The 25,623-nt window shown below is 64.5% G+C and carries 28 protein-coding genes and 1 tRNA gene; 16 read left to right on the top strand and 13 right to left on the bottom strand.

What is annotated here, in order from left to right; genetic code table 11:
* Positions 1-50 precede the first annotated feature (50 nt).
* Positions 51-227, top strand: a complete 177-nt coding sequence (locus SB822_RS39800; protein ID WP_410857217.1) for a hypothetical protein — start codon at positions 51-53, stop codon at positions 225-227.
* Here SB822_RS39800 and SB822_RS39795 read toward each other — a convergent pair.
* Positions 215-616 carry a DUF4399 domain-containing protein gene (locus SB822_RS39795; RefSeq protein WP_007744365.1) on the bottom strand — a complete coding sequence of 134 codons (402 nt, stop codon included), beginning with the start codon at positions 614-616 and terminating at the stop codon, positions 215-217. The two genes, SB822_RS39800 and SB822_RS39795, sit on opposite strands and share 13 nt — an antisense overlap.
* 273 nt (positions 617-889) lie before the next feature.
* Here SB822_RS39795 and SB822_RS39790 point away from each other — a divergent pair, with 273 nt between their 5' ends.
* Positions 890-1,072 (top strand): rubredoxin, encoded by a 183-nt coding sequence (locus SB822_RS39790; protein WP_007587908.1) that lies wholly within the window; start codon positions 890-892, stop codon positions 1,070-1,072.
* A gap of 95 nt (positions 1,073-1,167) precedes the next feature.
* On the opposite strand, the gene SB822_RS39785 is transcribed toward SB822_RS39790, so the two are convergent.
* Complete coding sequence (locus tag SB822_RS39785; RefSeq protein ID WP_410857216.1) at positions 1,168-1,971, bottom strand: class I SAM-dependent methyltransferase; 804 nt, start codon at positions 1,969-1,971, stop codon at positions 1,168-1,170.
* 56 nt (positions 1,972-2,027) lie between these two features.
* Here SB822_RS39785 and SB822_RS39780 point away from each other — a divergent pair.
* Positions 2,028-2,102: transfer RNA gene (locus SB822_RS39780), tRNA-Arg, on the top strand.
* 117 nt (positions 2,103-2,219) lie between these two features.
* On the opposite strand, the gene SB822_RS39775 is transcribed toward SB822_RS39780, so the two are convergent.
* Positions 2,220-2,345 carry a hypothetical protein gene (locus tag SB822_RS39775; RefSeq protein ID WP_007587913.1) on the bottom strand — a complete coding sequence of 42 codons (126 nt, stop codon included), beginning with the start codon at positions 2,343-2,345 and terminating at the stop codon, positions 2,220-2,222.
* Positions 2,346-2,577: 232 nt separating this feature from the next.
* Between SB822_RS39775 and SB822_RS39770 the strand changes: the two genes are divergently transcribed.
* The 7 genes from SB822_RS39770 (at position 2,578) to SB822_RS39740 (ending at position 8,629) form a co-directional block, all read left to right on the top strand.
* Positions 2,578-2,847 (top strand): hypothetical protein, encoded by a 270-nt coding sequence (locus tag SB822_RS39770; protein ID WP_007587914.1) that lies wholly within the window; start codon positions 2,578-2,580, stop codon positions 2,845-2,847.
* A 446-nt stretch (positions 2,848-3,293) separates the two neighbouring features.
* Entirely contained in the window at positions 3,294-3,617 is a 324-nt protein-coding gene (locus SB822_RS39765) for a hypothetical protein (protein ID WP_007587915.1), read from the top strand.
* A gap of 292 nt (positions 3,618-3,909) precedes the next feature.
* Entirely contained in the window at positions 3,910-5,190 is a 1,281-nt protein-coding gene (gene dcm, locus SB822_RS39760) for a DNA (cytosine-5-)-methyltransferase (protein ID WP_410857215.1), read from the top strand.
* On the top strand, positions 5,190-5,636 hold the full coding sequence (locus tag SB822_RS39755; protein WP_410857214.1) for a very short patch repair endonuclease: 447 nt from the start codon (positions 5,190-5,192) through the stop codon (positions 5,634-5,636). The genes dcm and SB822_RS39755 overlap by 1 nt, the downstream gene beginning before the upstream one ends.
* A 145-nt stretch (positions 5,637-5,781) precedes the next feature.
* The gene (locus tag SB822_RS39750) at positions 5,782-6,291 is read left to right on the top strand and encodes a YbhB/YbcL family Raf kinase inhibitor-like protein (protein ID WP_248554750.1); all 510 of its coding nucleotides are present in this window, start codon (positions 5,782-5,784) and stop codon (positions 6,289-6,291) included.
* A 171-nt stretch (positions 6,292-6,462) separates the two neighbouring features.
* A complete protein-coding gene (locus tag SB822_RS39745; RefSeq protein WP_410857213.1) occupies positions 6,463-7,905 on the top strand; it encodes an MFS transporter in 1,443 nt (480 codons plus the stop codon).
* Positions 7,906-8,038: 133 nt separating this feature from the next.
* Positions 8,039-8,629 carry a hypothetical protein gene (locus SB822_RS39740; RefSeq protein ID WP_410857225.1) on the top strand — a complete coding sequence of 197 codons (591 nt, stop codon included), beginning with the start codon at positions 8,039-8,041 and terminating at the stop codon, positions 8,627-8,629.
* A 117-nt stretch (positions 8,630-8,746) separates the two neighbouring features.
* Here SB822_RS39740 and otsA read toward each other — a convergent pair whose 3' ends face one another.
* The 6 genes from otsA to SB822_RS39710 all read right to left on the bottom strand — a co-directional run bounded on the left by otsA (position 8,747) and on the right by SB822_RS39710 (position 13,504).
* Entirely contained in the window at positions 8,747-10,168 is a 1,422-nt protein-coding gene (gene otsA / locus SB822_RS39735) for an alpha,alpha-trehalose-phosphate synthase (UDP-forming) (RefSeq protein ID WP_007587922.1), read from the bottom strand.
* A 201-nt stretch (positions 10,169-10,369) separates the two neighbouring features.
* Entirely contained in the window at positions 10,370-10,582 is a 213-nt protein-coding gene (locus SB822_RS39730; RefSeq protein ID WP_007587923.1) for a hypothetical protein, read from the bottom strand.
* Positions 10,583-10,784: 202 nt separating this feature from the next.
* Positions 10,785-10,988, bottom strand: coding sequence for a hypothetical protein (locus SB822_RS39725; RefSeq protein WP_079499109.1), 204 nt, complete (start codon positions 10,986-10,988; stop codon positions 10,785-10,787).
* Between the two features lie 142 nt (positions 10,989-11,130).
* Complete coding sequence (locus tag SB822_RS39720) at positions 11,131-12,537, bottom strand: sigma-54-dependent transcriptional regulator (RefSeq protein WP_180728478.1); 1,407 nt, start codon at positions 12,535-12,537, stop codon at positions 11,131-11,133.
* Positions 12,538-12,852: 315 nt separating this feature from the next.
* Entirely contained in the window at positions 12,853-13,119 is a 267-nt protein-coding gene (locus SB822_RS39715; RefSeq protein ID WP_007744382.1) for a hypothetical protein, read from the bottom strand.
* A 67-nt stretch (positions 13,120-13,186) separates the two neighbouring features.
* The gene (locus tag SB822_RS39710; RefSeq protein WP_410857212.1) at positions 13,187-13,504 is read right to left on the bottom strand and encodes a YqjD family protein; all 318 of its coding nucleotides are present in this window, start codon (positions 13,502-13,504) and stop codon (positions 13,187-13,189) included.
* A gap of 432 nt (positions 13,505-13,936) precedes the next feature.
* Between SB822_RS39710 and SB822_RS39705 the strand changes: the two genes are divergently transcribed.
* The 3 genes from SB822_RS39705 to SB822_RS39695 all read left to right on the top strand — a co-directional run bounded on the left by SB822_RS39705 (position 13,937) and on the right by SB822_RS39695 (position 16,515).
* Positions 13,937-14,992 (top strand): sigma-54 interaction domain-containing protein, encoded by a 1,056-nt coding sequence (locus SB822_RS39705; protein ID WP_410857211.1) that lies wholly within the window; start codon positions 13,937-13,939, stop codon positions 14,990-14,992.
* 390 nt (positions 14,993-15,382) lie between these two features.
* Positions 15,383-15,964, top strand: coding sequence for a hypothetical protein (locus SB822_RS39700; protein ID WP_410857210.1), 582 nt, complete (start codon positions 15,383-15,385; stop codon positions 15,962-15,964).
* The gene (locus SB822_RS39695) at positions 15,961-16,515 is read left to right on the top strand and encodes a hypothetical protein (protein ID WP_410857209.1); all 555 of its coding nucleotides are present in this window, start codon (positions 15,961-15,963) and stop codon (positions 16,513-16,515) included. Before SB822_RS39700 ends, SB822_RS39695 begins: the two co-directional genes overlap by 4 nt.
* Positions 16,516-16,606: 91 nt before the next feature.
* Here SB822_RS39695 and SB822_RS39690 read toward each other — a convergent pair whose 3' ends face one another.
* Together SB822_RS39690 and SB822_RS39685 are read right to left on the bottom strand one after the other, a co-directional pair.
* Entirely contained in the window at positions 16,607-17,950 is a 1,344-nt protein-coding gene (locus SB822_RS39690) for an AAA-associated domain-containing protein (RefSeq protein WP_007587932.1), read from the bottom strand.
* 22 nt (positions 17,951-17,972) lie between these two features.
* Positions 17,973-19,727, bottom strand: a complete 1,755-nt coding sequence (locus SB822_RS39685; protein ID WP_007587933.1) for an ABC transporter permease — start codon at positions 19,725-19,727, stop codon at positions 17,973-17,975.
* 720 nt (positions 19,728-20,447) lie between these two features.
* Between SB822_RS39685 and SB822_RS39680 the strand changes: the two genes are divergently transcribed.
* The gene (locus SB822_RS39680) at positions 20,448-22,127 is read left to right on the top strand and encodes a sensor domain-containing diguanylate cyclase (protein WP_079486263.1); all 1,680 of its coding nucleotides are present in this window, start codon (positions 20,448-20,450) and stop codon (positions 22,125-22,127) included.
* Positions 22,128-22,303: 176 nt separating this feature from the next.
* A complete protein-coding gene (locus SB822_RS39675; protein WP_007587935.1) occupies positions 22,304-22,570 on the top strand; it encodes a hypothetical protein in 267 nt (88 codons plus the stop codon).
* 116 nt (positions 22,571-22,686) lie between these two features.
* Here SB822_RS39675 and SB822_RS39670 read toward each other — a convergent pair whose 3' ends face one another.
* Together SB822_RS39670 and SB822_RS39665 are read right to left on the bottom strand one after the other, a co-directional pair.
* Positions 22,687-24,015, bottom strand: coding sequence for an ATP-binding protein (locus SB822_RS39670; protein WP_007587937.1), 1,329 nt, complete (start codon positions 24,013-24,015; stop codon positions 22,687-22,689).
* On the bottom strand, positions 23,999-24,724 hold the full coding sequence (locus tag SB822_RS39665; RefSeq protein ID WP_007587938.1) for a response regulator: 726 nt from the start codon (positions 24,722-24,724) through the stop codon (positions 23,999-24,001). The genes SB822_RS39670 and SB822_RS39665 overlap by 17 nt, the downstream gene beginning before the upstream one ends.
* A gap of 223 nt (positions 24,725-24,947) precedes the next feature.
* Between SB822_RS39665 and SB822_RS39660 the strand changes: the two genes are divergently transcribed.
* Positions 24,948-25,487 (top strand): periplasmic heavy metal sensor, encoded by a 540-nt coding sequence (locus SB822_RS39660; protein ID WP_007744397.1) that lies wholly within the window; start codon positions 24,948-24,950, stop codon positions 25,485-25,487.
* Positions 25,488-25,623: the final 136 nt, after the last annotated feature.

Here is a 25,623-nt window from a genome sequence, read left to right as displayed (position 1 = left end):
ACGGGATGCGGCCCGGCAGGATGGCATAGGACGAATGACGCATGCCGCGCATGCCCACGGTGCTCGAACCGGCGGATCGGCGCATGAGCAGGCGCTCAGCACGCGCACGGACGGAAGAGAATGCGAACGCCCGTCCCGGTGTCGGCGTTCGCAGCGGCAAACCGTTCCGTGAATTGAAGGGAGCGAAAAAAAGGCGCGGCAAGCGCGCCTTTGCTTACTTCACGTGAATCGTGATCGTCTTGCTCATCTCCGGGCCATACGAACGGTGCGCGCCGTCGCCGAAATCGAGCGTCAGCGTGTGATCGCCCGGTGGCAGCGTGATCTCCGTTTCCGTCTGGCCCTTGCCGAAATGCAGCGACTTGTCGTTGGCGGGAATGACTTCGCCCTTCGGCAGCGGCTGCCCGTCGATGATCAGATGATGATGCCCCGTGCCTTCCGTCATCGTGCCCGCAGGAACGATCTTCATGCCTTCGACAGCAAACTTCACGTGAATGGGGTTGCTCACGGTCGCGCCGTCCTGCGGCTCGACGAACGAGACGCCCGCGGCATGCGCCGCGCCCGACAAGACCAGCATGCCCGCGCACGCTGCGCCGGCCAACCATCTGTTATTCAGCATCGTTTTTCTCCTTGGCTAAAGCGGCTCGATGGACACGGTGCGCGTAGGCGTTCGCGCACGACCGCATCGCACTGAAAGAATACACGTTGGCGCCGGGCCCGCCGGGTATCGGATCGCCGGGATGCACGTCGCTTCGCGTTGATCTGAAACGGTAAACGGAGCGGGCAGCGTGGGGCTTCCAGCGAATTCCGGTAATATTGCGAGTCGCCGCCGGATGCACTAAAAAGGGGCAGATTGGCGGATTTTGCATTGAATCAATGAAGAGCGTGTGTCGTGAGTGAAGTGATCGAATATAAGAGCTGGGTCTGTCTGATTTGCGGCTGGATCTATAACGAAGAGGAAGGTTTGCCCGAGGAGGGTATCGAAGCGGGTACGCGTTTCGCCGATATCCCCGTGGACTGGCGCTGCCCGCTGTGCGATGTGGGCAAGGCTGAATTTGCTGTAGTCGAGTTCTGATCGGCGGTTCTGTTACAGAAACGTCGTTCGTTTAGAGCGGTCCGCGGGTTCGATGCCTGCGGACCGCTTTGCTTTTGGCGGCCCGCCCGCTCCGGTCAGTCGCGCCTTGCGACGACGATCAGTTCGCGGCTCGCGGGATCGACGGGCGATCGGGACCAGTCGCCGAACCAATCCAGGTCGCTGAAACCCGCTTTGACAAGCGCTTTGCTCAGCGCGGCCTGCGTGCGAAAGCGCAGCTGGCTGGGCGCGACGATCGTGTCGCCGTCTCGAAGGAAGCGATAGTGAGTGTCGAAGCGGACGCGGTCATTCCTCGCTTCGATGAGTTGCTGCCAGATTTCGACGGCGCCGTAGCGCGGGTCGTCGATCACGCGGCGCGACAGCTCCGGCGTCCACGCCGCCCACGGAGACACGGATGGATTGCGGCTTTCGAAAGCGAGCCAGCCGCCGGGACGCAACGTGGATCGTAAAGCGGCTAGCGTGGCGTCGAAGCTCGCGTCGTCGAGAAAAACCTGCGCGACGTGGCCTGTCATCACGGCGAGATCGGCGGACTTTGCGCCCAGCTGCGCCGCGTCGCCTTCGATCCATTCCACCCGTTCGCCGCCCGGCCGTCGGCGGGCGATATCGAGCATCGCGGGCGACGGATCGACGCCTGTCACGGTATGGCCGCGCCGCGCCAGTTCACAGGCGAGCAGCCCCGTGCCGCAGCCGATATCGACGATACGCGAAGCTTCCGTGCGTGCGGCGAGGTCGATATAGAAGCGCGTATCGGCGGCGAACGGGTTGAGCGCGTCGTAGAGCGCGACGAGACGCGGATCGGTGTATTGAGCATCGGTCATCGGCCGATGGTAGCCGTGCGGCGCGCGAGCCGCCACCGCGTCGGCGCAGGCGGTTGCCCGCATCGAAAGCCGCTTTGGCAAACGGGCGATTTGCTATACTCTGCGCTCGTCGGCGGCCCCTCCCCGTAGTTCAATGGATAGAACAAGTGCCTCCTAAGCGCTAGATACAGGTTCGATTCCTGTCGGGGGGACCACATCGGCGACGGACGACGCTACAAAAAAACCCGCAACAGCTCGCGCTTTGCGGGTTTTTTTGTTTGCTACAGCCCCATTGCTATGCAATGCGGCGAACAGCCACAGCGATCAGCCGTTCACCGATGCCGGCGCACCACCACCTGAATCTTGGCCAGTTGCTGGTCGCGCTGATCGAAGAATTTGGCGAGCGCAAACAGCGACGCAGCGGCAAACGGCCAGAGCACAAAGAAGGTAGCGAGCATGATCGACTCCAGAGCGAAAACGTTCGAAACGAGTGTACGCCCGCGCTAAACAAAGAAAACTATCGGAATTGCCAAAACACAGTTCCCTTTTTTGGAAGGGAATGGAGAACGAGCCCGCGTGGCGCGGCTGGACGACCTTTTCCCGAGCCGACCGGGTCCGACCGACCTCGCCCGACCGTGACAAAATCACGCACTTCACGCAACACACGCCAGCACAATCGAAGGACAACCCATGGATATCAACAAGCAACTCGCCGCTCTCACCACTTCCGAACTGCAAACGGCAGGCGCCAGCCAGGCGACGGCGATCGCCGTCAGCGTGCTGCTGCGTCATTTGAACTCGCCGGAGCTGTCGAAGCTGCTGAGCACCGCATTCGAGAATCACCAGGCCGTCATGCTGCAAACACCGTGGCCGGACCAGATGCTGCAATCGTTCGAAGCGACGCGCCGTTTTCTCGAAGGCGCGGCCAACCCGGCCCCTAGCCCCGATCAGCCCGCCTGATGCAGCATGCGTCGCGCCGTGTACATCGCGCGACGCAAAAAAGCCACACGCGCGAACGCCCCGGCATGCGCCGGAAGCCCACCCGGCGGGGCTTGCGCGCGAGCGCCGCAAGCCAGTGTGCGCTCTCCCACCTAACGCACCATTTGTCTGCGGACGGACTCGCGGCGTCCTTTTATCATCTCGTCACTCCTCGGATACGTCAGTGGGTTGACCGATGCCCTACCCGTACAACCTTGCAGTCGCGGCTGGCCTGATGATCGTCGTGCTCACCTGCAGCCTCGCGCTCGCGCTGACATGAACCGACCCGCGCACGGCCCGCAAAACACCGGCCACTCGCCCGCTGTCCGCGTCGACATCGCCCGATTCCGATCCGCATAAAGCCCGTCGCGGCACAAATATTTTCAAGCTGACCCTAAAGTTTTCCAAACCCCTGCCGTAGTGCGGGCATGGACCATTACCTCACTTCGTCGGCGGGATCGTTCAAATCGACTCTGATCGATCAGGACATCGCGCACATTGCCCGCGTCATGCGGCCTTCGATGCATGGCGACCTGGGTGGGGCCATCCTCCCCGCCACCTACTGGCGCAAACGCCTCTTCGAACTGCTCGACGCCGAGCATCTGACCAATTCGCAGCTCTGCTCGATCGACGATCTGCTGTTGCAGCTCGACGAACTGTGCACGAAGGATCTGACGCCGCTGCCCGTGACGATCACACGGCCCGCAGCGTCGCGCGATGCGAACCGCCATCGCGTACGCCGCAAGCGCTGAGCGAACGCGCGGAACCGCTGCGGCGCCGCCGCGCCGCGTGGGTCGAGGTGCGCCGCGCATTTAACATTCATTGACCCGCCGCGCGTCCTTCTACGATGCTGCAGCCAGCAGCGCGAACACCCGGCGACACAGCGACAGGATGATCTGGCGCGTCGCCGGGGCTGCCTTCCCTCTCCCTTTGCACGCTCACACCCTCCGGCGCAGGAAAATTTGTCTGCGGAACACGCGGCAATCGCGAATTAGGGACATTCGTAGGTCATAATGTCCGCAAAAATTCCCAGCAAGGATTCCTGTGACTCAGGCTTCACCGCTTGACCTGCTGAAGCAGGCGCGCACCCGCTTCACACAAAAAGAAATCGCCGCGCATGTCGGCAAGGACATCAAGACGGTGCGTCGCTGGGAAAAAGGCGAAACGCCCTGCCCCGCGATGCTCGAACCGGCACTGCACGCGATGCTGTATCCCGCCACCGCGCGCAACGCCGGCGCGCATGCAGGCAACGGAACGAGCACACGCATCATCGATCTGTTCGCCGGCATCGGCGGCATCCGCATGGGCTTCGAGGCGCACGGCGGACAATGCGTGTTCACCAGCGAGTGGAACGACTTCTCGCAGAAAACGTATCAGGAGAATTTCCGCGACGGCGCCACGCAGCACGCGCTGATCGGCGACATCGTCACGTTTCCCGCCGAAGCCGTCCCCGAGCACGACATTCTGCTAGGCGGCTTTCCGTGTCAGCCGTTTTCGATCGCCGGCGTCAGCAAGAAGAATGCGCTCGGCCGGCCGCACGGTTTCGAATGCGCGACGCAGGGCACGCTGTTCTTCGATGTCGCGCGCATTATCGCCACGCGCCGCCCGACCGCGTTTCTGCTCGAGAACGTGAAGAACCTGCTGTCGCACGACAAGGGCCGCACGTTCGACGTGATCCTTCAGACACTGCGCGACGAGCTCGGCTACGAGGTGCATTACCGTGTGATCGACGGCGCGCATTTCACGCCGCAGCATCGCGAGCGGATCATCATCGTCGGCTTTCGCGGCAAGACATCGTTCTCCTGGGACGATCTGCGCCTGCCGGAAGAAGGTCCGCGGCTCGCGTCGATCCTGCATCGGACGGATGGTAGCGAGCCCGTCCTGCCGTGGGACGGCGACCGCTTCTTCGATCACGCCGCGCGTCAGGTGCAGCCCAAATACACGCTGACGCCCAAGCTCTGGACCTACCTGCAGAACTACGCGGAGAAGCATCGCGCGGCGGGCAATGGCTTCGGCTTTGGAATAGCGTATCCGCAAAGCGTGACGCGCACGCTGTCGGCGCGCTATCACAAGGATGGCTCGGAGATTCTCGTCTATCAGGGCGAGAAAAAGCGCCCGCGCCGTCTGACGCCGCGCGAGTGCGCGCGGCTGATGGGCTTTCCCGACACGTACCGCATCCCCGTCAGCGATACCCAGGCGTACCGTCAGTTCGGCAATAGCGTCGTGGTGCCCGTGATGCGCGAAGTCGCGCGCATCATGCTGCCGCATGTGCGCGCGCTCACGCACGCGGCGCAGGAGGAAAGCGCGGCGGAGCTCGCGCACTGATGGTCGATATCGTCGACGCGGCCACGCGCAGCCGGATGATGTCCGGCATTCGCGGCCGCAACACGAAACCTGAAATCCTGATCCGCAGCCTGCTGCATCGGCGCGGCTTCCGCTTCCGGCTCGACGCGCGCGATCTGCCCGGACGCCCCGACATCGTGTTGCCGCGCTATCACGCAGTGATCTTCGTGCACGGCTGCTTCTGGCACGGTCACGACTGTCATCTCTTCAAATGGCCGCAGACGCGCCCGGAGTTCTGGCGCGACAAGATCGGCCGCAATCGCGCCAACGATGCGAAGGCGCAAGCCGCGCTGCTCGAAGCCGGCTGGCGCGTCGCGACGGTGTGGGAATGCGCCTTGCGCGGCGCGAACCGGGACATCGACGGCGTATTGCAGCGGCTGATCGACTGGCTGCACGGCGATGCGCCGCTGCATGAAGAACGCGCATGAGGTTGCGTCTTCAAGCGACGCGGCGAATTTTGCAAGATGCCGGTGCTACACTCGATTAGCTAACTGGGAGTCTCCAGGCTATCTTCCGAGCGGTCTTTCAACGGCTCCCGCCTATCCTGGAACCATCCACTGAAGGAGGCGCATGATGGCTGATTTTCGAATCTGGTCGGACGACTTCCCCGCGAACGGCTTTATGCCGAAGGCGCAGGAGATGAACGACAAATCGTTCGGCGTCTCTGGCGATGGCGAGAACGTGTCGCCCGCGCTGCAATGGGACGCGCCGCCCGCCGACACGCAAAGCCTGGCGCTCACCGTCTACGATCCCGACGCGCCCACGGGCAGCGGTTTCTGGCACTGGGTCGTCGTCAACATTCCCGCCGATGCACGCTCGCTGCCGCGCAACGCAGGCAAAGCCGACGGCAGCCTGTTGCCGGCGGGCGCGCTGCAGTTTCGCAACGACTACGGCTCGGTCGGGTTCGGCGGCGCGGCGCCGACGCGCGGCGACAAGCCGCATCGCTTCATCTTCCGCGTTCATGCGCTGAAGGTGGCGAGCCTGCCGCTCACCGCCGACACGACGAACGCCGTCGCGCGCTACATGACGCATCTGAACGAAATCGATTCGGCCACGTACACGGGCCTGTACGAACTGAAGTAACGGCGGCGCTCCGATCTCTGCGGCCCGGCATGGCCGCCACGCGATACGCGTGTCATGCCGGGCCGAAGCGGTTGCCAGCTGTCACGACCGCTGTCGCGACAACAGGAAGCACACTCCTGGACTCGACTGCCGGCGGGCATCGACCGCCTCGCCGCTCATCACAACAACACAATGCAAGCTTCTTCGTCGACCGACAACCGCCATCCATCGGGCGCTTCCAACCCCGCTGCTCCTTCTCCCGCCGCCGCGCCGGAACCCGAACTGGGCCTGCCGATCCCGCAGCGCTACTGGGCAATTCTCGTCGTCGCGCTGGGCATCACGCTCGCCGTACTCGACAGCGCAATCGCCAACGTCGCGCTGCCGACCATCGCGCGAAACCTGCGCGCGAGCGCCGCGAGTTCGATCTGGGTCGTCAACGCGTATCAGCTGTCGGTGACAATTTCGCTGCTGCCGCTGTCGTCGCTGGGCGATCGCATCGGCTACCGGCGCGTCTATATGGGCGGGCTGGTGCTGTTCACGATCGCGTCGCTCGGCTGCGCGCTCGCCACGTCGCTGCCGACGCTCGCGCTCGCCCGCGTGATCCAGGGCTTCGGCGCGGCAGGCATCATGAGCGTCAACACTGCGCTCGTGCGGATGATCTATCCGCCCGCGCAGCTCGGACGTGGCGTCGCGATCAACGCGATGGTGGTCGCCGTCTCGTCCGCCGTCGGGCCGACGGTGGCATCCGCCGTACTCGCCGTCGCGGCGTGGCCGTGGCTCTTCGCGATCAACGTGCCGATCGGCATTGCCGCCATCGCAGTGGGCTGGCGCGCGCTGCCGCGCAACGAAGGACATCCGTCGCCGTACGACTATCCGAGCGCCGTGATGAACGCGTTCGTGTTCGGGCTTCTGATCTTCGCCGTCGATGGCTTCGGTCACGGCGAGCGCTACGGCTTTGTCGCCGCCGAATTGATCGGTGCGATCGTGATCGGCTACTTCTTCGTGCGGCGGCAGCTCACGCAGTCCGCGCCGCTGTTGCCCGTCGATCTGTTGCGCATTCCCATCTTCGCGTTATCGGTGGGCACGTCGGTGTGCTCGTTCTGCGCGCAAATGCTCGCGTTCGTGTCGCTGCCGTTCCTGCTGCAAAACAATCTGGGCCTGTCCCAGGTCGAGACAGGACTGCTGATGACGCCGTGGCCGCTCGTGATCGTCGGCGCGGCGCCGCTGTCGGGCGTGCTGTCGGACCGGATCTCGGCGGGCTGGCTCGGCGGCCTAGGGCTCGCGACGCTGGCCCTCGGTCTGTTGCTGCTCGCGACGCTCGGCGCGCACCCCACAGCGTTCGATATCGTGTGGCGCATGGCGCTGTGCGGCGCGGGCTTCGGCATTTTCCAGTCGCCCAACAACCGGACGATGCTGTCGGCGGCGCCGCGCCACCGCAGCGGCGGGGCGAGCGGCATGCTCGGCACCGCGCGCCTGACGGGACAAACGCTCGGCTCGGCGCTCGTCGCGCTGATCTTCGGCATCGCGCCGCAGCACGGCCCCGTGCTCACGCTCTACGTGGCGGCGTGCTTCGCGGGCGCGGGCGCGCTCGTCAGCACGATGCGTGTGCGGCACAGCGCGCCAACGGCCGCGTAACGCATACCTTCCAACGCCCCGCTTTCGGCCTATTCTTGTAGACGAAGCCTTCAACCGCCGACGTCCGTCACGACGTCCGGTGCGGGTTTCGCTCTGGCCTTTGAACCTCGGCCTTTGAACGATAGGGGGCACCATTTCACTCATCGTCGCTGGACGTTTCACCACTTTCCCCGCCGCCGAAGACGCCGCACAAACGCTCTTCGACAACGGCTTTCCCGGTGAAGACGTCACGCTGTTTTTCGTCAATCCGCGCGGCCAGCACGCGCGCCATCCGCTAGACGAACACGCTGCCGCCCCACCCACGATCTCCTCCGCGCCGCCGCCGACGCACCCTCGCCATCACCGCGCGGTGACGATCGGCGCCGTCGCAGGCGCCGTGATCGGTGTAGCGGTGTTCACCGCCTTTTCGGCGTCGATGCCCGTCGTCGTGATCGCGGCGGGCGTCGGTGCGTATCTCGGGTTGGTGGTGGGCAAGATGATCCAGGCGCGCAGTGGACCGCACGAACATCACGACGTCGTGCATCACGAGATGCGCAATTCGGGCGTGCTCGTCGCCGTGCATGTGAGCCCGGAAAATCAGATGAATGCGGCGCGCATCCTGCGCGAGGCGGGCGGCGCCGATATCGAGCGCGCGACCGGTCACTGGCAACGCGGCAAATGGGCGGATTTCGATCCGCGTCAGACGCCCGTGCCGCTCACCGAGCTGAACCAGCAGCAGGAGTGACGGGCTCGACGGTTCGGAAACGCTTGACCGGAAACGAAAACGGCCGCCTGCAAGGGCTGCCGTTCGTGAACCTGCGCGTCCCGCGAGGCCGCGCAATCTCACCCATCTCACGCGCTTTCAGACCGTGACGTCCGCGCGCTTGACGGCCTTCTCCGTCACCGACGACGCCGTCGCGACATTCCGCAAATCGGCAAGGAACGTATCGCGCCATACCGACAGATTGTTCTCGCGCAGCGGCGCCATCATGTCCGCGTGACGCGCCTGGCGCTCGGCGAGCGGCATCGACAGCGCGCGCTCCAATGCCTCGGCCATCTGCGACAGATCGAACGGATTGACGACTAGCGCGCCGGGCAACTGCTCGGCCGCGCCCGCGAATTGCGAGAGCACCAGCACGCCGGGATCGGCCGGGTCCTGCGACGCGACGTATTCCTTTGCAACGAGGTTCATCCCGTCGCGCAGCGGCGTCACATAGCCGACGTGCGACTGACGGAACAGCGCCATCAGCAGATTGCGTTCGTACTTGCGGTTCAGGTACTGGATAGGCGTCCAGTCCAGCTGCGCGAAGCGGCCGTTGATGCGCCCCGCCTCGCCTTCCAGCGTCTGCCGAATGCGCTGGTACGTCTGCACATCGGCGCGGGTCGGCGGTGCGATCTGCACGAGCGACACGCGGCCATGCCAGCCGGGCGCGCTCTGCAACAGACGCTCGAATGCCTGGAAGCGCTCGACCAGCCCTTTCGAATAATCGAGCCGGTCCACGCTCATGATCAGCTTGCGGCCGCGCATGCCGTCGCGCAGGCTACGCACTGGCTTGCGGTCGGTGAACTGCTCGGCGGCCTTGGCGATCGCATCGGGATAGATGCCGATCGGATACGCGCCCACCTTCAGGAACCGGCCGTATGCGTGAATCATGTTCTCGTCGCTCGACGTGCCGTGATGGCCGCGCTCGATGTAATCGACGAACGACTGCCGGTCCGCGTCCGTCTGAAAACCGACCACGTCATAGCTGCACATGCACTTCACGAGTTCCTCGTGCGGCGGCACGGTACGCATCACCTCCGGCACGGGAAACGGAATATGCAGGAAGAAGCCGATCGGATTCTTTACGCCCAGATCGCGCAGGCAGCGCGCGAACGGCAACAGGTGATAGTCGTGAACCCAGATGATGTCGTCGGGCTTGAGCAATTCCTTCAACTGCTTCGCGAGCGTCACGTTCACCCGCAGATAGCCGGCATATTCCTGGCGGTCGTAGCGCGACAGATCATTGCGATAGTGGAAGGTCGGCCATAGCGTCGAATTCGAGAAACCGCGGTAGTACTGGTCGTAGTCGCGCTTGGTCAGCCCCACGGTGGCGTAGGTCACGTTGCCCTGTTTCTCGATGACGGGCGGCGCCGACTCGGCGACGGTCTCGCCGCTCCAGCCGAACCACACTCCTCCCGTTTCCTTCAGGGCGTCCAGCACTCCGATTGCGAGACCGCCCGCTGCGGGGCGTCCTTCCTGAGTCGGCGCGACGCGGTTTGAAACGACGATCAATCTGCTCATTGCGGCTCCACCTCATTCAGTTGACTGTACATGCGGTGATACTCCGATTTACGGCATGCAAGTCCTATGCCGCCATACGCGAAAAGACGGAATAAAAATGTATGCAAATGTGACAGACGAGCAAAAACTAGCTGCGCCTGGGCACGCGCGCAGCAGATTTTTCGCTCGACGATCCGGCCGGAACAAGCCGAAAAAGTGACTTCAGGCGTCCTGCTCGGAGCCCAGGTCGCGCTGGTATTCCAGCCCTTCCTGACGCGTGCCGCCCTGGTTGTGATCCCCGTCTGGCGGTGCGCCGGGCGCCGGGCGATTCTGCTGCGCCGGGTCCGGTCCTACGGGTGGATTGCCCGAGCCGCCGGCTGGGCGCTGGTCGCGCTTCGAATGACGCGCAGAGCGCCGCAATGCGGGATGTCTCATGATGGACGCCTCCAGGGGAAGGCCAGTACCCGGACAGGGTTTGCCCGGGACGCATCACCTTAGTCTAGGCCGATGAACGTAAATTGCCGGTAAAAAGTTCGGCGGTTTTGTAACGCGTACAGGGGGCGGGCCCGTCAATTGCGTCAATGCGCCAAATCCGCGTGCGTCCATTCGGGTGGTCGCTGCTGTTTGAAGCCCGGGGTCAGAACTCCGGCAGCAGCGTCATGCGGGCAATCGTATGAGGTGTCTGCGAAGGTTGCGACGGCGGATCGCCGATCGGCGGTGTATCGGGTTCGACGGGTTCGCGCGTCGGGTCGGGTATAGTATCCGGCTCGTTCGGCTCGGGCGGCGTGTTGGGTTCGGGACGGTGCGCGTAGATATCGTGGACGGCGTCATGCTCCGGCATGGTTTGGCTCCCTGTTTTCGTTCGATGTCGTCGTCGCCTGGTGCGCGGTCGACTGTTGAACGCAAATCAGCAAGGCATGTGCCGTTGATGCCGCTGTCCGCCGTGGCGGACAGCGGCAAGTCCGGTTATTTCACCGACGCGCTCACGCGTCCGCCTTGCCGAGCGCCTGCGGCTCGTCGCTGACGTCGTCGCCGTCGGCACGTCCGGCATCGTTGCCGTATTCGACGAGCCGGTTATACAGCGTCTTCAGGCTGATGCCGAGAATCTCGGCGGCACGCGTCTTCACGCCGCCGCACTGTTCGAGCGTCGCCAGAATCAGCTGACGATCGGCCTCGGCGAGCGACGTGCCGAACGGAATCGTGATCGCCGTGCCCGCCGTCGGCTTCGACAGCGAAATCTGCAGCGGCACCGTGGCCGTACTGTCCGAATCCGTGCCCGCCATGATGTGTGCGCGCTGCACGTAGTTCTTCAATTCGCGCACGTTGCCGGGCCACGGATACGACAGCAGCATCTCCTTCACCGCGGGCGGGAAGTGCTTCTTCGTAGTGTGCTGCTCGTTGAGATCGTCGAGGAACGCCTGCGCGAGCAGCTCGACATCCTTGCCGCGCTCGCGCAACGGCGGCAGGCTGATCGGGAACACGTTCAGACGGTGATACAGATCGAGGCGCAGCTTGCCTTCGAGTACGGCCTGCTCCGGATCGCGGTTCGTCGCAGCGATCAGGCGCACGTCGGTTTCGATTTCCTTCGTCGTGCCGACGCGCATGAACATGCCCGTCTCCAGCACACGCAGCAGCTTTACCTGCAACTCGATCGGCATTTCGGTGATTTCGTCGAGGAACAGCGTGCCGCCGTTCGCGCGTTCGAAATAGCCTTTATGTTGACGGTCGGCGCCCGTGAATGCGCCGCGCTCGTGGCCGAACATCTCCGATTCGATCAGGTTCGGCGAGATCGCGCCGCAATTGACCGCAAGAAACGCGTGCTTGCGACGCAAGCTCAACTGATGCAGCGTCTGCGCGGCGACTTCCTTGCCCGTGCCCGATTCGCCGACCAGCATCACGGAAGCAGCCGTGGGCGCGACACGGCTGATCTGGTCGTACACCTGCTGCATGATGGGCGAATTGCCGAGCATCAGCCCGAAACGGCCCATGCGCCGCAACTCGCCGCGCAGCGTGCCGATTTCGGCCTTCAGGTCGCCCGCGCGCGGCAGGCGGCTCAAGATGGCCTTCACGCGCTGCATGTTGATCGGCTTCACGAGGTAATCGGCGGCGCCCATCTTCAGCGCGCTCACAGCCGACTCGACCGTCGCATGCCCCGTGATCACGACGAATTCCACGCCCGAGCGCGGATCGAGATCCTCGAACAGATCGACGCCCGAGCCATCGGGCAGCTTCAGATCGGTGAACACGACGTCAGGCGTTTGCCGCACCAGCTGGATGCGGGCCTCGCGCAGATCGCCCGCCGTCGCCGTGGTCAGCCCGTCTTCCGCGATGATGGCCGCCAGCGCTTCGCGGGTACTCGGATCGTCATCGACAATCAATACATGTGGCATCGCGTATGGAAAGCTCGTAAGTGCTGGTCATGGATACGCGCAGCCTGCGTCTTGCCGGAAAGTTGCGAACGACGAAAGCGCCCGCGCGCTGCGATTTTCAAGCATACGCTTGCATAGCAGCGACGGACGCCTCAACCGGAAAAACTTTCCGAATCAATGCATCTGCGCAACAATTACCGCAAATTCTGCTATAAAAAGCACTTATTGTTGTGCTTTTTGCTCATTATAAGGCCTCAGGTCGAAAAAAATCAGCCCGCATATGACGCGGCGCACGGTCGTGTTAAATCGCGTTCCGCCGTGCGCGTCAGTGCCGGTTTAGCTGCGCGGAAAGGGCCAAGCGTCGCCGTGATCCGCGCCATTGCCGTTACGCAGATGCTTGGCGGGCGTGGGCGCGACCTGCGCGCCCGGCGCTCCCGGCGCGGGTTGCGCCGGCTCCGTCACGGCGCCGCCCTCGCCTTCCCAGCGCGTCAGATCGCGCGCGAGCGGTTGCTGCGCGGCGCGCTGCTTTTGCACCCAGCGCCATGCCAGTACGCTGCCCACGGCGAACACGGCGCCGAATATGCCGATCTTGGGGCGTGCCATGTTGAACTCCTTGTTGTCGTGAATGGAAATGGCGCGGCCACGCGGCCGCCATGCCGGATTAGCGCGCTCAGCGCGCGGCGAGCATGCCGAGCACGAAGCCGACACCGGCCGCGATGCCCAGCGACTGCCACGGATTCTGGCGCACGTATCGCTCAGTCTGGACGGTGGCGCTGCGGTAGCGCCGCTGCGCCGAGGTCTGCGCGTCGGCGAGCGCGTTTTGCACGGAATCGACGTGCGTGCGTAGCCGCTCACGCAGCGCGTCGAGGCCTTCGCCCGGCACGGCTGCCGCGAGCCGCAGCATTTCTTCTGAATCGGCTAACAGCACGTTGAGATCCTGGACAAGTTTTTGTCGGCCCAACGCGAGCTGTTCAGTGATTTCCGTCATTGCAATCTCCTGTTCCGGCGCGGGGACCGGATTTGTCCCGTCTCTCGACGGGCGGTTCCGGTGTCATGCGCCATCTCCTGTCCGTCGCAACGGTCGTTCCCGGCATCCTCGTGCGATCCACGGATACCCATCGAGTTCCGCAAAACGCGGCGCACCCGAAGACCGCGCGCAGCCACGCGCGATGCAGACAAAGTTGCCGACGCGCATCGCGCGGCGTGCAACTTTTGCCGGCAACGCGTGTCGATCGTACGTTAACATTTGCGAACTGCCAGCGAACGCCAAACTTGCATGCGCCTTGCCGGAAATGGCGCGTGAGTGGTTAAATTGCCTTTTGTGAGATAGTGGACCACTCTTACGAGGCAATCCACGCTCTCGATACTGGCCTGCGCCATTCACGACACCCACCCGAAATTGCACAGGACACCCTTGCCTATGTCGTCAACCGATCTGGACTCGCCCGCCACCGAAGCCGATGGCGGCGGTGCGTCTCCGGCGAAGCAACGCACGGCGGAAAACGTCCCGGGACTGAGGTCGTACGGCACGCTGTACGGCTCATCGCCCATCATGCTGGATCTCTACGACCAGATCGACCGCGTGGCCGCAACCGATGCGACCGCGCTCATCATCGGCGAATCGGGCACGGGCAAGGAGCTGATCGCCCGCACGATTCACGACCATAGCGCGCGCAAGGGCGGCGCGTTCGTCGCCGTCAACTGCGGCGCGATACCCGATGAACTGATCGAAGCCGAACTGTTCGGCCATGAAAAAGGCAGCTTCACGGGCGCGGTCCAGGGCCGCATCGGCTACTTCGAGCATGCGAACGGCGGCACGCTGTTTCTCGACGAAGTCACCGAAATGGCGCCCGTGCGGCAGGTGAAACTGCTGCGCGCGCTGGAGACGGGCACGTTCTATCGCGTCGGCGGCACCGAGCTGATTCGCGGCGACGTGCGCGTGATCGCCGCGACCAATCGCGACCCCGCCGTGGCGGTGAAAGAAAACGGCCTGCGCGAAGACCTGATGTACCGGCTCGCCGTGTTCCCGCTGCGCGCGCCGCCGCTGCGCGAGCGCGAAGGCGACCGCGAACTGCTGGCGGTGCATTTCCTCAACGAACTCAACCGGCAGGAAGGCACGAACAAGGTGTTCAGCAAGCGTTCGATGGAAACGCTGCGCACCTGGTCGTGGCCCGGTAACGTGCGCGAGCTGAAGAACGCGGTGTATCGCGCGTTCATTCTGGCCGAGAAGGCGGTGGAGTTGCCGCATCCGCATCTGATGTCGCGCGTGAAGAAACCCGTGACAGTTGGCGACTCGATGAGCGTGTGGATCGGCACGCCGCTCGCCGATGCCCAGAAGCAGATCATTCTCGGCACGCTCAAGTATTGCGGCGGCGACAAGCGGCGCGCGGCGAAAGCGCTCGGCGTGAGTCTCAAGACGCTGTACAACCGGCTCAGCACCTACGGCGACGAAGAGTCGAATCACGACGACAACTGATTCGCAGCGACGCGCACAGCCAATTGCGCGCTGATCGATTTTGCGGTTTTTTGCGGTTTCAATAAGCCCTTCCTCCCGGCATTTTCTCCACTCGTGTTCGCGGCTTCCAGTGAAGCCGCGTCGCTTCTTCGATCGAGCCGCGCTACGCGCAAGCGCTCGCGCCAGCCGTGCCCATGCCTTGCTCAGGCATGCCAACTGCTCGTCACGCCAAACAGAAAGACCCCGGCCACGCAGCATCTTTTGCAATTGCTTGCATTTTCCCTATGCCAATTACAAAACGCATCCTGCACAATGCCGCAGCGAAAAAATCAGATGTATCTGCCTTCGCGCTGGCGCGCTCCACGCGTCGAAGGCACGAGCAGGAGCGATGACGAAGAAATGCAAAAAGCAATGCACCGTGACAAACACGCCGCGCAGCCCAGCGCCATGCGGCGATCGATCTTCCCGAGCGCCACGCTGATTGCGGCCCTGGCCGTCGCCGTCACCGTCACCACGACATTGAGCGGATGCGGATCGCTCTACGCGGAAGGTGCAACGGCGGGCGCCGGTATCGCAGGCGCAGCCATTGCCGGGAAAGTAACGAACAACGCCGCCGTCGCCACAGGTATCGGCCTTGGCGCCGTTGCCGCGGCACGCGCAGGCGTGCAGTACTCCGAACGCGTGATCCATCGCAACACCCAGGACAGCATCGCCGTGGTCGCCGGCCCGCTCGCGGTCGGCGCGGTCGCGCCGTGGAGCATCACGCATTCGGTGCCGCTCGAAGAAGACGAGCATGGCCGCGTGACTGTCAGCCGCTCGATCAGCGCGGGCGAACTCGACTGCAAGGAGATTGTCTTCTCCGTCGATAAAACCGCGACGCAGAACGTGCCCGCGTCGAGCGCGTTCTATGTCGCGTCGATCTGCCGTGACGGCACGGCGTGGAAGTGGGCATCAGCCGAGCCCGCGACGGAGCGCTGGGGCTCGCTGCAATGAGCGCGCGGCCGTCAACCGGAAGCCTGCGGGCGGCGACGGCTGTGCGGCTCGCGCTCGTCGGCGCGCTGTGCTTCGGCGCGGGCGCGATCGTCAGCGGCTGCAGTTCGGCTTCTGTCGGTGCGGCGGCTGGCGCGGGGGCCGGCGCCGCGACAGGCATCTTCACCGCGAATCCCGCTGTGGGCATCGGCGTCGGCATTGCCGTGCAGGCCGCCACCGATGAGGCCGTCGCGCGCTATATGCGCGTGATGCACTCGGATCAGCAGAACGTGATCGCGGCGCTGGCGGGCGCGATGCCCGTCGGCGAGACGCGCGACTGGAGCGTCAAGCACACGATGCCCATCGAGAACGGCCACGGCCAGGTGCGCGTGACACGCGCGTTCGCGTCGTCGCTCGCGATCTGCAAGGAGTTCGTGTTCTCGGTCATCGACGGCGACAAGGCCGATGCGAAGGTCGACTGGTACATGGCGAGCGCCTGCCAGCAGGACAACAAGGGTTACTGGAAATGGGCGTCGGCGGAACCGGCTGTCGAGCGCTGGGGCAATCTGCAGTAACGCTGCTCGTAGCGCAGAGCATCGGGACCAAAACAAAGGGGAGCCGCTTGGCTCCCCTTCTTTCTTCGCTCACGCAAATCGCGCGCTGCCGTCAGGACTCGACGTCCTCGAGGCTGAAAATTTCCGTCTGGTCGTTGTACGAGAAGATCTCGGCATAACGACCCCAGTTGATAACGGCGTCGAGCGTTTCTTCAGCAGCGCTGTCCGACAGAAAGTCTTCCAGTTCCTGCTCGAAGCGCACGCGCGGCGCGCGGTGCCCCGGGCGCTCGTTCAGGACTTTCTTGATTCGCGCCGCGAGCGGCACGTGCTTGAGCAGATGGTCGGCGAACATCAGCTTGCGCTCCTGCGTGCCGAACTCGGCGAACACGCGCGCGGGCGGCGTCAGGAAAATATCGCCTTCGCGCACGTCGGCGAAGCCGAGATGCTGCAGCACTTCGGCGATCGGGAACAGGTCGTCCACCTCCAGATGCAGCGAGCGCGCGATTTCCGGCATGTCCGCACGGCCGTGATACGGCGCGGCCGCGAGCGTTTCGATCAGACCCGCCATCAGGTTGGTCGACACATGCGGCAGCCAGCTGTGCAGCTCCAGGCCCTTCTTCGTTTTCTCATCTGTCTGACGCGCAGTCATCTTCGCGTAGATGTCGTCCACGAGCTTGCGGAACGCCGGGTCCAGACGGTTGCGCGGATGCTTGAACGGCACCTTGATCTCGGCGATCACGCGGCCCGGATTCGACGACAGCACGAGGATGCGGTCGCACATGAACACGGCTTCCTCGATGTTGTGCGTGACGATCAGCACCGACTTGATCGGCATGCGCCCTTGCGTCCACAAATCGAGCAGGTCGGTACGCAGCGTCTCGGCCGTCAGCACGTCGAGCGCGGAGAACGGTTCGTCCATCAGCAGCAGCGTCGGATCGACGACCAGCGCGCGCGCAAAGCCGACGCGCTGGCGCATGCCGCCCGACAGCTCGCGCGGATACGCGTTCTCGAAGCCGTCGAGACCGATCAGGTCGATCGCCGCAAGCGCGCGTTCACGGCGCGCACGCGCACCGACCCCGAGCGCCTCGAGACCCGCTTCCACGTTCTGCAGCACGGTCAGCCACGGAAACAGCGCGAAGGTCTGGAACACCATCGCGACGCCGTCGGCGGGCCCTTTGAGCGGCTTGCCCATGTAGGTGACTTCGCCGCCCGTCGGCTCGATCAGGCCGGCGATGATACGCAGCAGCGTCGACTTGCCCGAGCCCGAGCGGCCGAGCAGCCCGACGATCTCCCCTTCGCGCAACGACAGATTGGCGTCGTCGAGCACCAGCAGTTCGCCCTGGGTCTTGTTGAACCCGCGGCACACGTCCTTGACGCGCAGGATTTCTTCACCGAGGCGCGGCGGCATCGGCGGCGTCTGGATCGGCGCGGCGGTTACGGTCTTCGGATTTTGCATCGCGTTATGCCTTCAATGAATCTCAATCGAGCCGCAGGCGGCTTTCGGCGTAGGCGTACAGCGGACGCCACAACGCGCGATTGAAGAGGGACACGAACAGGGACATCACCGCGATGCCCAGAATGATCTTCGGATAGTCGCCCGCGGCCGTGTACTGCGCGATATACGCGCCGAGCCCGTGCGCAGCGAGTTTGGTATCGCCCCACTGCACGGCTTCCGCGACGATGCTCGCGTTCCACGCGCCGCCCGAGGCGGTGATCGCGCCCGTCACGTAGTACGGGAACACGCCCGGCAGCATGACCTGGCGCCACCATTGCCAGCCGCGGATGCGGAAATTCTTCGCGGCTTCCTTATAGTCGTTCGGATAGGCGCTCGCGCCCGCAATCACGTTGAACAGGATATACCACTGCGTGCCGAGCACGATCAGCGGCGACAGCCAGATGTCCGGGTTCAGATTGAACTTGACGATCACGATCACGAAGACGGGGAACAGCAGGTTCGCCGGGAACGCCGCGAGGAACTGTGCGACCGGCTGGATCTTCTCGGCAAGCGAGGGGCGCAGCCCGATCAGCACGCCGATGGGCAGCCACACCACCGACGCGAGCGCGATCAGCACCGTCACCCGCAGCAGCGTGATGAGGCCGAGCACGAACACATGGCCGACTTCATCGAGCGTCACGCCCGTGCGCACATACGCGACGACGCGATACACGACGAATGCCGTCGCCAGCACGACGATCACGGCCCACACGATGTCGCCCGTTCTGGACGGCTTGAGCACGGCCGGCTTGGCGAACTTCACGGGCCCGACGCGCGGCCAGCGGATCGGCACGCGCGCGGCCTTCGCGAACATCCAGCCGATGGGGACGAGCAGGCGGTGAATCAGCCGCGTGCGGCGGATCAGGTCGAGCAGCCACGATTCCGGCGCGTCGCCGGAACTCGTGTTCTCCATGCGGAACTTGTCGGACCACGCGACGAGCGGACGGAACAGGAGCTGGTCGTACGCGAGAATCACGACCGTCATGGTCAGGATCACCCAGCCGATTGCGTGCAGGTTCTTCTCGGAGATCGCCGCCGCCAGATACGCGCCGATGCCCGGCAACGTGATGCTGTGATTGCCGACCGTGATGGCCTCGGAGGCAACCACGAAGAACCAGCCACCCGACATCGACATCATCATGTTCCAGATGAGGCCCGGCATCGAGAACGGCACTTCGAGCTTCCAGAAGCGCTGCCACGACGTCAGATGGAAGCCCTTCGACACCTCGTCCAGATCGCGCGGCACGGTGCGCAGCGACTGGTAGAAGCTGAAGGTCATGTTCCACGCCTGGCTCGTGAAGATCGCGAAGATCGCGGCCAGTTCGGCGCCCAGCACCCGCGACGGAAAGAGCGCGAGGAAGAACGTCACCGTGAACGAGATGTAGCCGAGCACGGGCACCGACTGCAGGATGTCGAGAATCGGCACCAGCACCTGGCCCGCGCGCCGGCTCTTCGCGGCAAGCGTTCCGTAGACCAGCGTGAAGGTCAGCGACGCGACCATCGCGGCGAGCATGCGCAGCGTGGTACGCAGCGCGTACTCAGGCAGGTTCGCGGGGTCGAGCGAGATCGGCTCGCTTTGCAGCGTCGAGATGGGCGCCATCGTCTCGTGGAAACCGACCACGGCCATTGCGATCACGCAGATGATGAGCGGAAACGCAATGAAATCCCAACGATTGGGCAGCACCCGCCACGCCGACGCGTTGGCGGTGCGGTTCAGGGTGAAGCTGAACAGATCCATCAGGCGGCCCTCCTTTCGCGGCGGAATGCAAACATGCCGCCAGCCATGATGGCTACGCGCGCGCCGGCATGGCTGGCGGCGGCGCGACGGTCCGAGGATCGATCCGGAAAGCGGAAATCAGGCATGGCAAAACGCTAATGCGCGGTAAATCGTTGGCGTTCAATACGCATTGGCCGGCGACGGATACATCGCGCGGCGCCCCGTGCGGGCCTGCACTTACGGCCGGCGCAATCGTGTTGCGCGGGCCGCCGCCGGCAGGCCAGCGAGCTTTCCTCATTTTGGACGGCACGACACTACTACAACCTGTGTGACAGAAACAACCGTTGACACTCAAATGTCACGCTGAATGGTTAACGGAATGGCTCTGTAAGCGGCAGGCCGCGTGCATCAACAGGCCGGCTTTGCGCCCCGCTTCGGGCGAACCGTCGCGTGCTAGCCACAATCCGACGGCCGTGCCGCTATTCAGAAAGTCCCGCCGGAGGCCGTTAATACCCCACACGGGACTTTCGCGCGCGCAAATCCTGGCTAGCGCCGGGCCGCGCGGCGGTTAAAATCGGGAGGCGGCGAAACCTGCTGGCCGACGGCGACGAGGACGGCGGCGCGGCGCATTTATCCTGGCTCCGTGCGGTGCACGGTGAAAATTGGCAGGAACGGCCCAGCGCCAGCGCGTTGCAACGAAAGACGTTGTTGCATGAATCAGTCAGACGGATCAGAGGGTCGATGAAAAGGACAACCTTGCGCCAGGCATTGGGACCGGCCAGTTTCGTACTGGTCGTGCTCGCATGCTGGTTCGCCTCCGGCCTGGTCGCGGACCGGATGGTACAGCAAGAACTGGATACCGCCTTGCGCCAGCAGCGGCAAATGTCCGCCTCGATCGTCTACAACATGGCCGAAGTGATCGCCAGCGACCTGGCGATGTCGCGGGCGATACCCGCCACCATGGCCGAACTCGGCGTGATCCAGCAGGCGCTGACGCACTCGCAGAATTATGCCGCGTCAGGCGTCGACCTGGAACCCGCCCATCGCGAAGAACTGCTGAAGTCGCCCGAACTGGCGGGCATCGACGGCTTCCTGCGCGACGCCCAGGGCTTCTCGGGCCTCGACATCATCTGGCTGGTCAACGCGAACGGGCTGTGCGTCGCGGCGAGCAACGCGCAAAACGCGCATTCGTTCGTCGGGCTCGACATGCGCTCGCGCAGCTACCTGACCAACGCCCTGCTCGGCGCGTTCGGCGAGGCCTACGGCGTGGGCCGCATGAGCGGCGAGCCGGGCATCTTCATCTCGGCGCCCGTCTACGACGACGGCCTGCTGGTAGGCGCGATCGTCGCCAAGGTCGGCATCGCGCGGCTGCGCCACTGGGTCGCGCACGCCGGCACCTTCGTCACCGACGACAACGGCGTGGTCATCATGGCGCACAATGCGGCGCTCGAAGGCCAGGCCATGCCGAACTCGCGCGTCACGCAGATGAACGCGGTCGAGCGCATGGGCACCTATCATCGCGACCAGTTCGCAACCATCCAGATCCAGCCCGTCAAGAGCCAGGTGCGCAGCGACGCGCCGTGGGTGCCGACGGCGATCGCCGATCAGCTGTTCGACATGCCCGGCCAGCCGATTCCGACGCTCTACCAGTCGCGCGGCGGATTGAACTCGGGTCTCTCCGCGCATCTCGTCGATCCGCTCGTCGCGTGGCCCGAGCTGATGCGCAATCACAAGCGTGATCATCTGCTGGTGTTCCTGACGCTCGCGGGCACGGTGGCGCTCGCCTGGGTGATTACCGTGTCGTATTTGCGCGAGCGGCGTCATCACCGCGCAACCCGCGTGCTGGCCGAGCAACTGCAGTCGGCGAACACGCTGCTGTCCGCGGAAGCCCGTCACGACGCGCTGACGGGCGCGCTGTCGCGCCGCTATTTCCTCGATCTGCTGCGCCATGAGATCGACCGCGCGCGCGCGACGGGGGAGCCGCTGTGCATGGCGATCGCCGACCTCGATCACTTCAAGCAGATCAACGACCGTTTCGGCCACGCTGCCGGCGACCGCGCGCTCGAACACTTCGTCGATACCTGCCGCGCCGAGCTGCGCGGCAGCGACGCAATCGGCCGGCTGGGCGGCGAGGAATTCGGCATTCTGCTGCCGTCGACGCCGCTCGGCACCGGCCTCGAAGTGGTCGAGCGCCTGCGCGTGCGCCTGAAGGCGACGCCGTCGGCGAAGCTGCCGCAGTCGGTCGGCTTGAGCGTGAGTATCGGCATTACCGAACTGTCGGCGGAAGATCTGCCCGAGCGCATCATCAGCCGCGCCGACCAGGCGCTCTATGCCGCGAAACAGGGCGGACGCGACCGCAGCGAGGCCGTGCCGCCCGACGATACCGCGCCGCCCACGCGCACGCCCGCCAATGCCTGGTGACGCCCGCTCATAGAGTTTGGTGAAGCCCGGTAAGCAGGCGAAACGCTCTCTGACCGGTCAGTGATGCGCACTGCATCGCGTATGTCGAAGCCGCCGGGCAAGCGGAGCTTAAGCAGGTATCATCGACTTTCATCCGAAAGTTGTGATCACCGCTTTACGCTCCCCCGGAGGTTCGCATGAAGGGAAATCTGGTCATCGTCTGCCGCGATCAGGACGCTGACGCCTTCGATCATCTGCTCGCAGAGTACGGCGCGTTTCAGACGCGCCTGTCTTCGACCGCGTGGTATCTGAAGCTGGAGGTAGCGCCCGAAGTGATACAGGAAGAAATCCTCGCGCGTCTTGGCAAGTACACGACACACTACATCTTCGAGGCGGATACGGTGACCTGGAATACCGTGGACAGCGAAGCCGCCGCCGCGCTCAACACGCTCTTCACCGAATAGGCATGCTGCCTGTCTGATCGAACGGTATGGACGGGGCCTTCGCAATCCCTCAGCGCCAACTCAGCCCCAGGCCCGTTTCTGAATGCCGCGCAGCCCAAGCGCGCGGCGCATCACACTCACCAGACGATTTCCGACGCCGCCACCGTGCGCGACACCGCTTCCAGCGGGAACGTCATCTGCACGCGCAAGCCCCGGCCGCCGTTTGGCGCATCATTGTTGCCGATCTGCCATTCGCCGCCCGCACGCCGCACGAGCCGCTCGACGATCGCAAGGCCCAGGCCGCTGTGGCCATTGCCGCCACGCGCCGGATCGAGCCGCACGAACGGCCGGCTCGCGTTGATCAGATCCTGCGCGGCGATGCCGCTGCCGTTGTCCGTGACCGACAGCGTGAAGCCTTGCGACGTGCGCGCCGTCGCGACGGTGACGGGCGGTGCGCCGTACGCATGCGCGTTGTCGAGCAGGTTGGACAGGATGCGATCGAGCGTGGCGGCGGGCAGCATAAAGCCCGGGCCGGCGCGTAGATCCGTCTGCACCGTCGGCGCGCCGCCCGACACCGCGCGATAGCTGCGCACCACGCGCTCGCACTGCGCGTCGACTTCGACGGGCTCGCTGCGGTCGCCGCCGTCGTGCGCGAACACGAGAAACTGCTCGACGATATGCGTCATCGAATCGACGTCGCGCACGACGCCGTCGCGCGTCTTCGCGTCGTCCATCATCTCGGCGCGCAGCCGCAGACGCGCAAGCGGCGTCTTCAGATCATGCGCGACGCCCGCCAACATGACCGCGCGATCATGCTCGGTACGCGCGACCTCCTGCACCATCTGGTTGAAGCCGTGCGTCAGTTGCCGCAGTTCACGCGGGCCGCGCTCGCGCACGGGCGGCACGGGCAGGCCGCGCCCGAAGCGCGTCACCGCCTGCGCCAGCGAGCGCAACGGCTGCTGCAGCTGCCACGCGGCAAAGAGCGCCGCCATCACGCCCGCCGAGAAAATAATGCCGAGCCACAGGACCATCCGGTCGAGCGAGCGCGGCGGCCGCAACGGCTGCACGGGCACGACGATCCAGCTTGGATCGCTCGCCGCGCGAACCCACAGCGCGGGCGGCTTGCCCGGCGTGCCGACGCGCACCTGCGTCGAGGTGGGCAGACGGTCGCGCACATCGTCGACGAAACGGTCGAGCGGCGCGGGCAAATTCGACACGTCGGGCGGGACGTCGGCACTCGCGGGATCGACGAGCCGCACGCGCGAAGGCAGCGGCTGATCCGGCTCGCGCCTGACGTGGTCGCGCACCGCGTCGACGAGGAACACGGCCTCTTCGACGGCATAGCGCGTCTGCGACTGGTTGCGCTCGAAGCGCACTAGCAGATACCACGCGAAATGCGACACCAGCAACACACAGACGACGAGCAGCGCGAGCCGCCCGAACAACGAATCAATTGGACGCCGCATGTTGCTCGCCATCGGGGACGAACACGTATCCGCGTCCGCGTACGGTCTGAATGAAGCGCGGCACGGACGGATCGGTTTCGAGAATGCGGCGCAGGCGCCACACCTGCACGTCGATGCCGCGGTCGGTGCCGTCGTATTCGGGACCGTGCAGCAGTTCGAGCAGGCGCTCGCGCGTGAGCGTGCGCATGGGGTGATTGACGAAGATCTTCAGCAGCGCGAATTCGCTGCCCGACAACGTGAGCGGCTTGCCTTCCTGATGCAGCGTGCGCGACTGGAAGTCGAGCGTGAAGCGGCCGAACGAGAACGGCTCGCGCTGTTCGGGCGCAGCCGCCGACGGCAGCGTCTTGCGGCGGCGCAACACCGCCTGCACGCGCGCCAGCAGCTCGCGCGGGTTGAACGGCTTGCCGAGGTAATCGTCCGCACCGAGTTCCAGGCCGACGATGCGGTCCACGTCGTCCGCGCGCGCCGTCAGCATGATGACGGGGATATCGTCGCCCGACGCGCGCAGCTTGCGCAGCGCCGTGAGCCCGTCGACGCCCGGCATCATCAGGTCGAGCACGATCAGATCGGGCCGTTCGCGCTCGATGCGGCGCTCCAGTGAACTGGCGTCGTGCAGCACCGACACTTCGATGCCTTGCCGGGCCAGATAGTCGCGCAGCAGATCGCGCAGTTCGACGTCGTCATCGACGACCAGAATTTGAGTAGCCATGGTTTGAAGTGTAACGCGCGCCCCGCTGCGTTTCCGCCCCTACTGACCCCGAAAGGGTTACCGGGTGTTACCGCGAAAGGCACACGTAATGTCACGTAACTTCCGCAAGGATACGCGTAACACGACGGGCATTCGATCCCTCTACGCTGTGCCTTACCGAATGCGCGCTGGTCCACCTTCGAGACGGGCGGCATCGTCGGCTAGTTGATCAAGGAGCACAGTAATGTCCAAAAAAACATCACGCTTTCTCGCTGTTGCCGCTGCATCGCTTGCATTGAGTCTCGGGGCCGCGTTCGCCGCGCAGCCCCAAGATGGTCCCGGCATGGGCCATGGCGGCCCGGGCTGGCACCACGGCGGCTTCATGAAGGAACTGAACCAGTTGCACGGGCAACTGAAACTGAACGCGGATCAGGAAAAGGCATGGCAAGCCGCACTCGACACGATGAAGCAAAGCCATGACGCCGAGCGCGCGAACCATGAGCAGATGCGCCAGCAGTTCAAGCAGATGCAGCAGCAACCGATTCTCGACCTGAACGCGATGCACGCCGCGCATCAGCAGATCGAGCAGAAGGACGCGCAGCTGCGCGAGCAGACGTCGACGGCATGGCTGAACTTCTATAACGGCCTGAACGACCAGCAGAAGACCACCGTCAGCACCGCGCTCAAGCAGCACTTCGCGAAAATGGAGCAGCGTCATCAGAAGATGCGCGAACGTTGGGAGAAGCATCACAGCGACGCAGCGGCTTCGGCGGTGAAGCCTTAAGCGAGGTCAGCCGCGTTGCCTCGCGCGCGCCGGCGTGCCGATGAACGCCCTTCGCCGGGCGTGACGCGCATAAAACCGCGCGTAAAACAAAACGCCACGGAAGGCAGCTTCCGTGGCGTTGTTTCATTGGCTGACC

Origin of the sequence: Paraburkholderia sp. SIMBA_054, from assembly GCF_046534875.1 — a bacterium.
In the GTDB taxonomy this organism is placed as follows: domain Bacteria; phylum Pseudomonadota; class Gammaproteobacteria; order Burkholderiales; family Burkholderiaceae; genus Paraburkholderia; species Paraburkholderia hospita.
The sequence above is the reverse complement of the archived record's forward strand: the minus strand, read 5'-3'. Positions and strand labels throughout refer to the sequence as shown.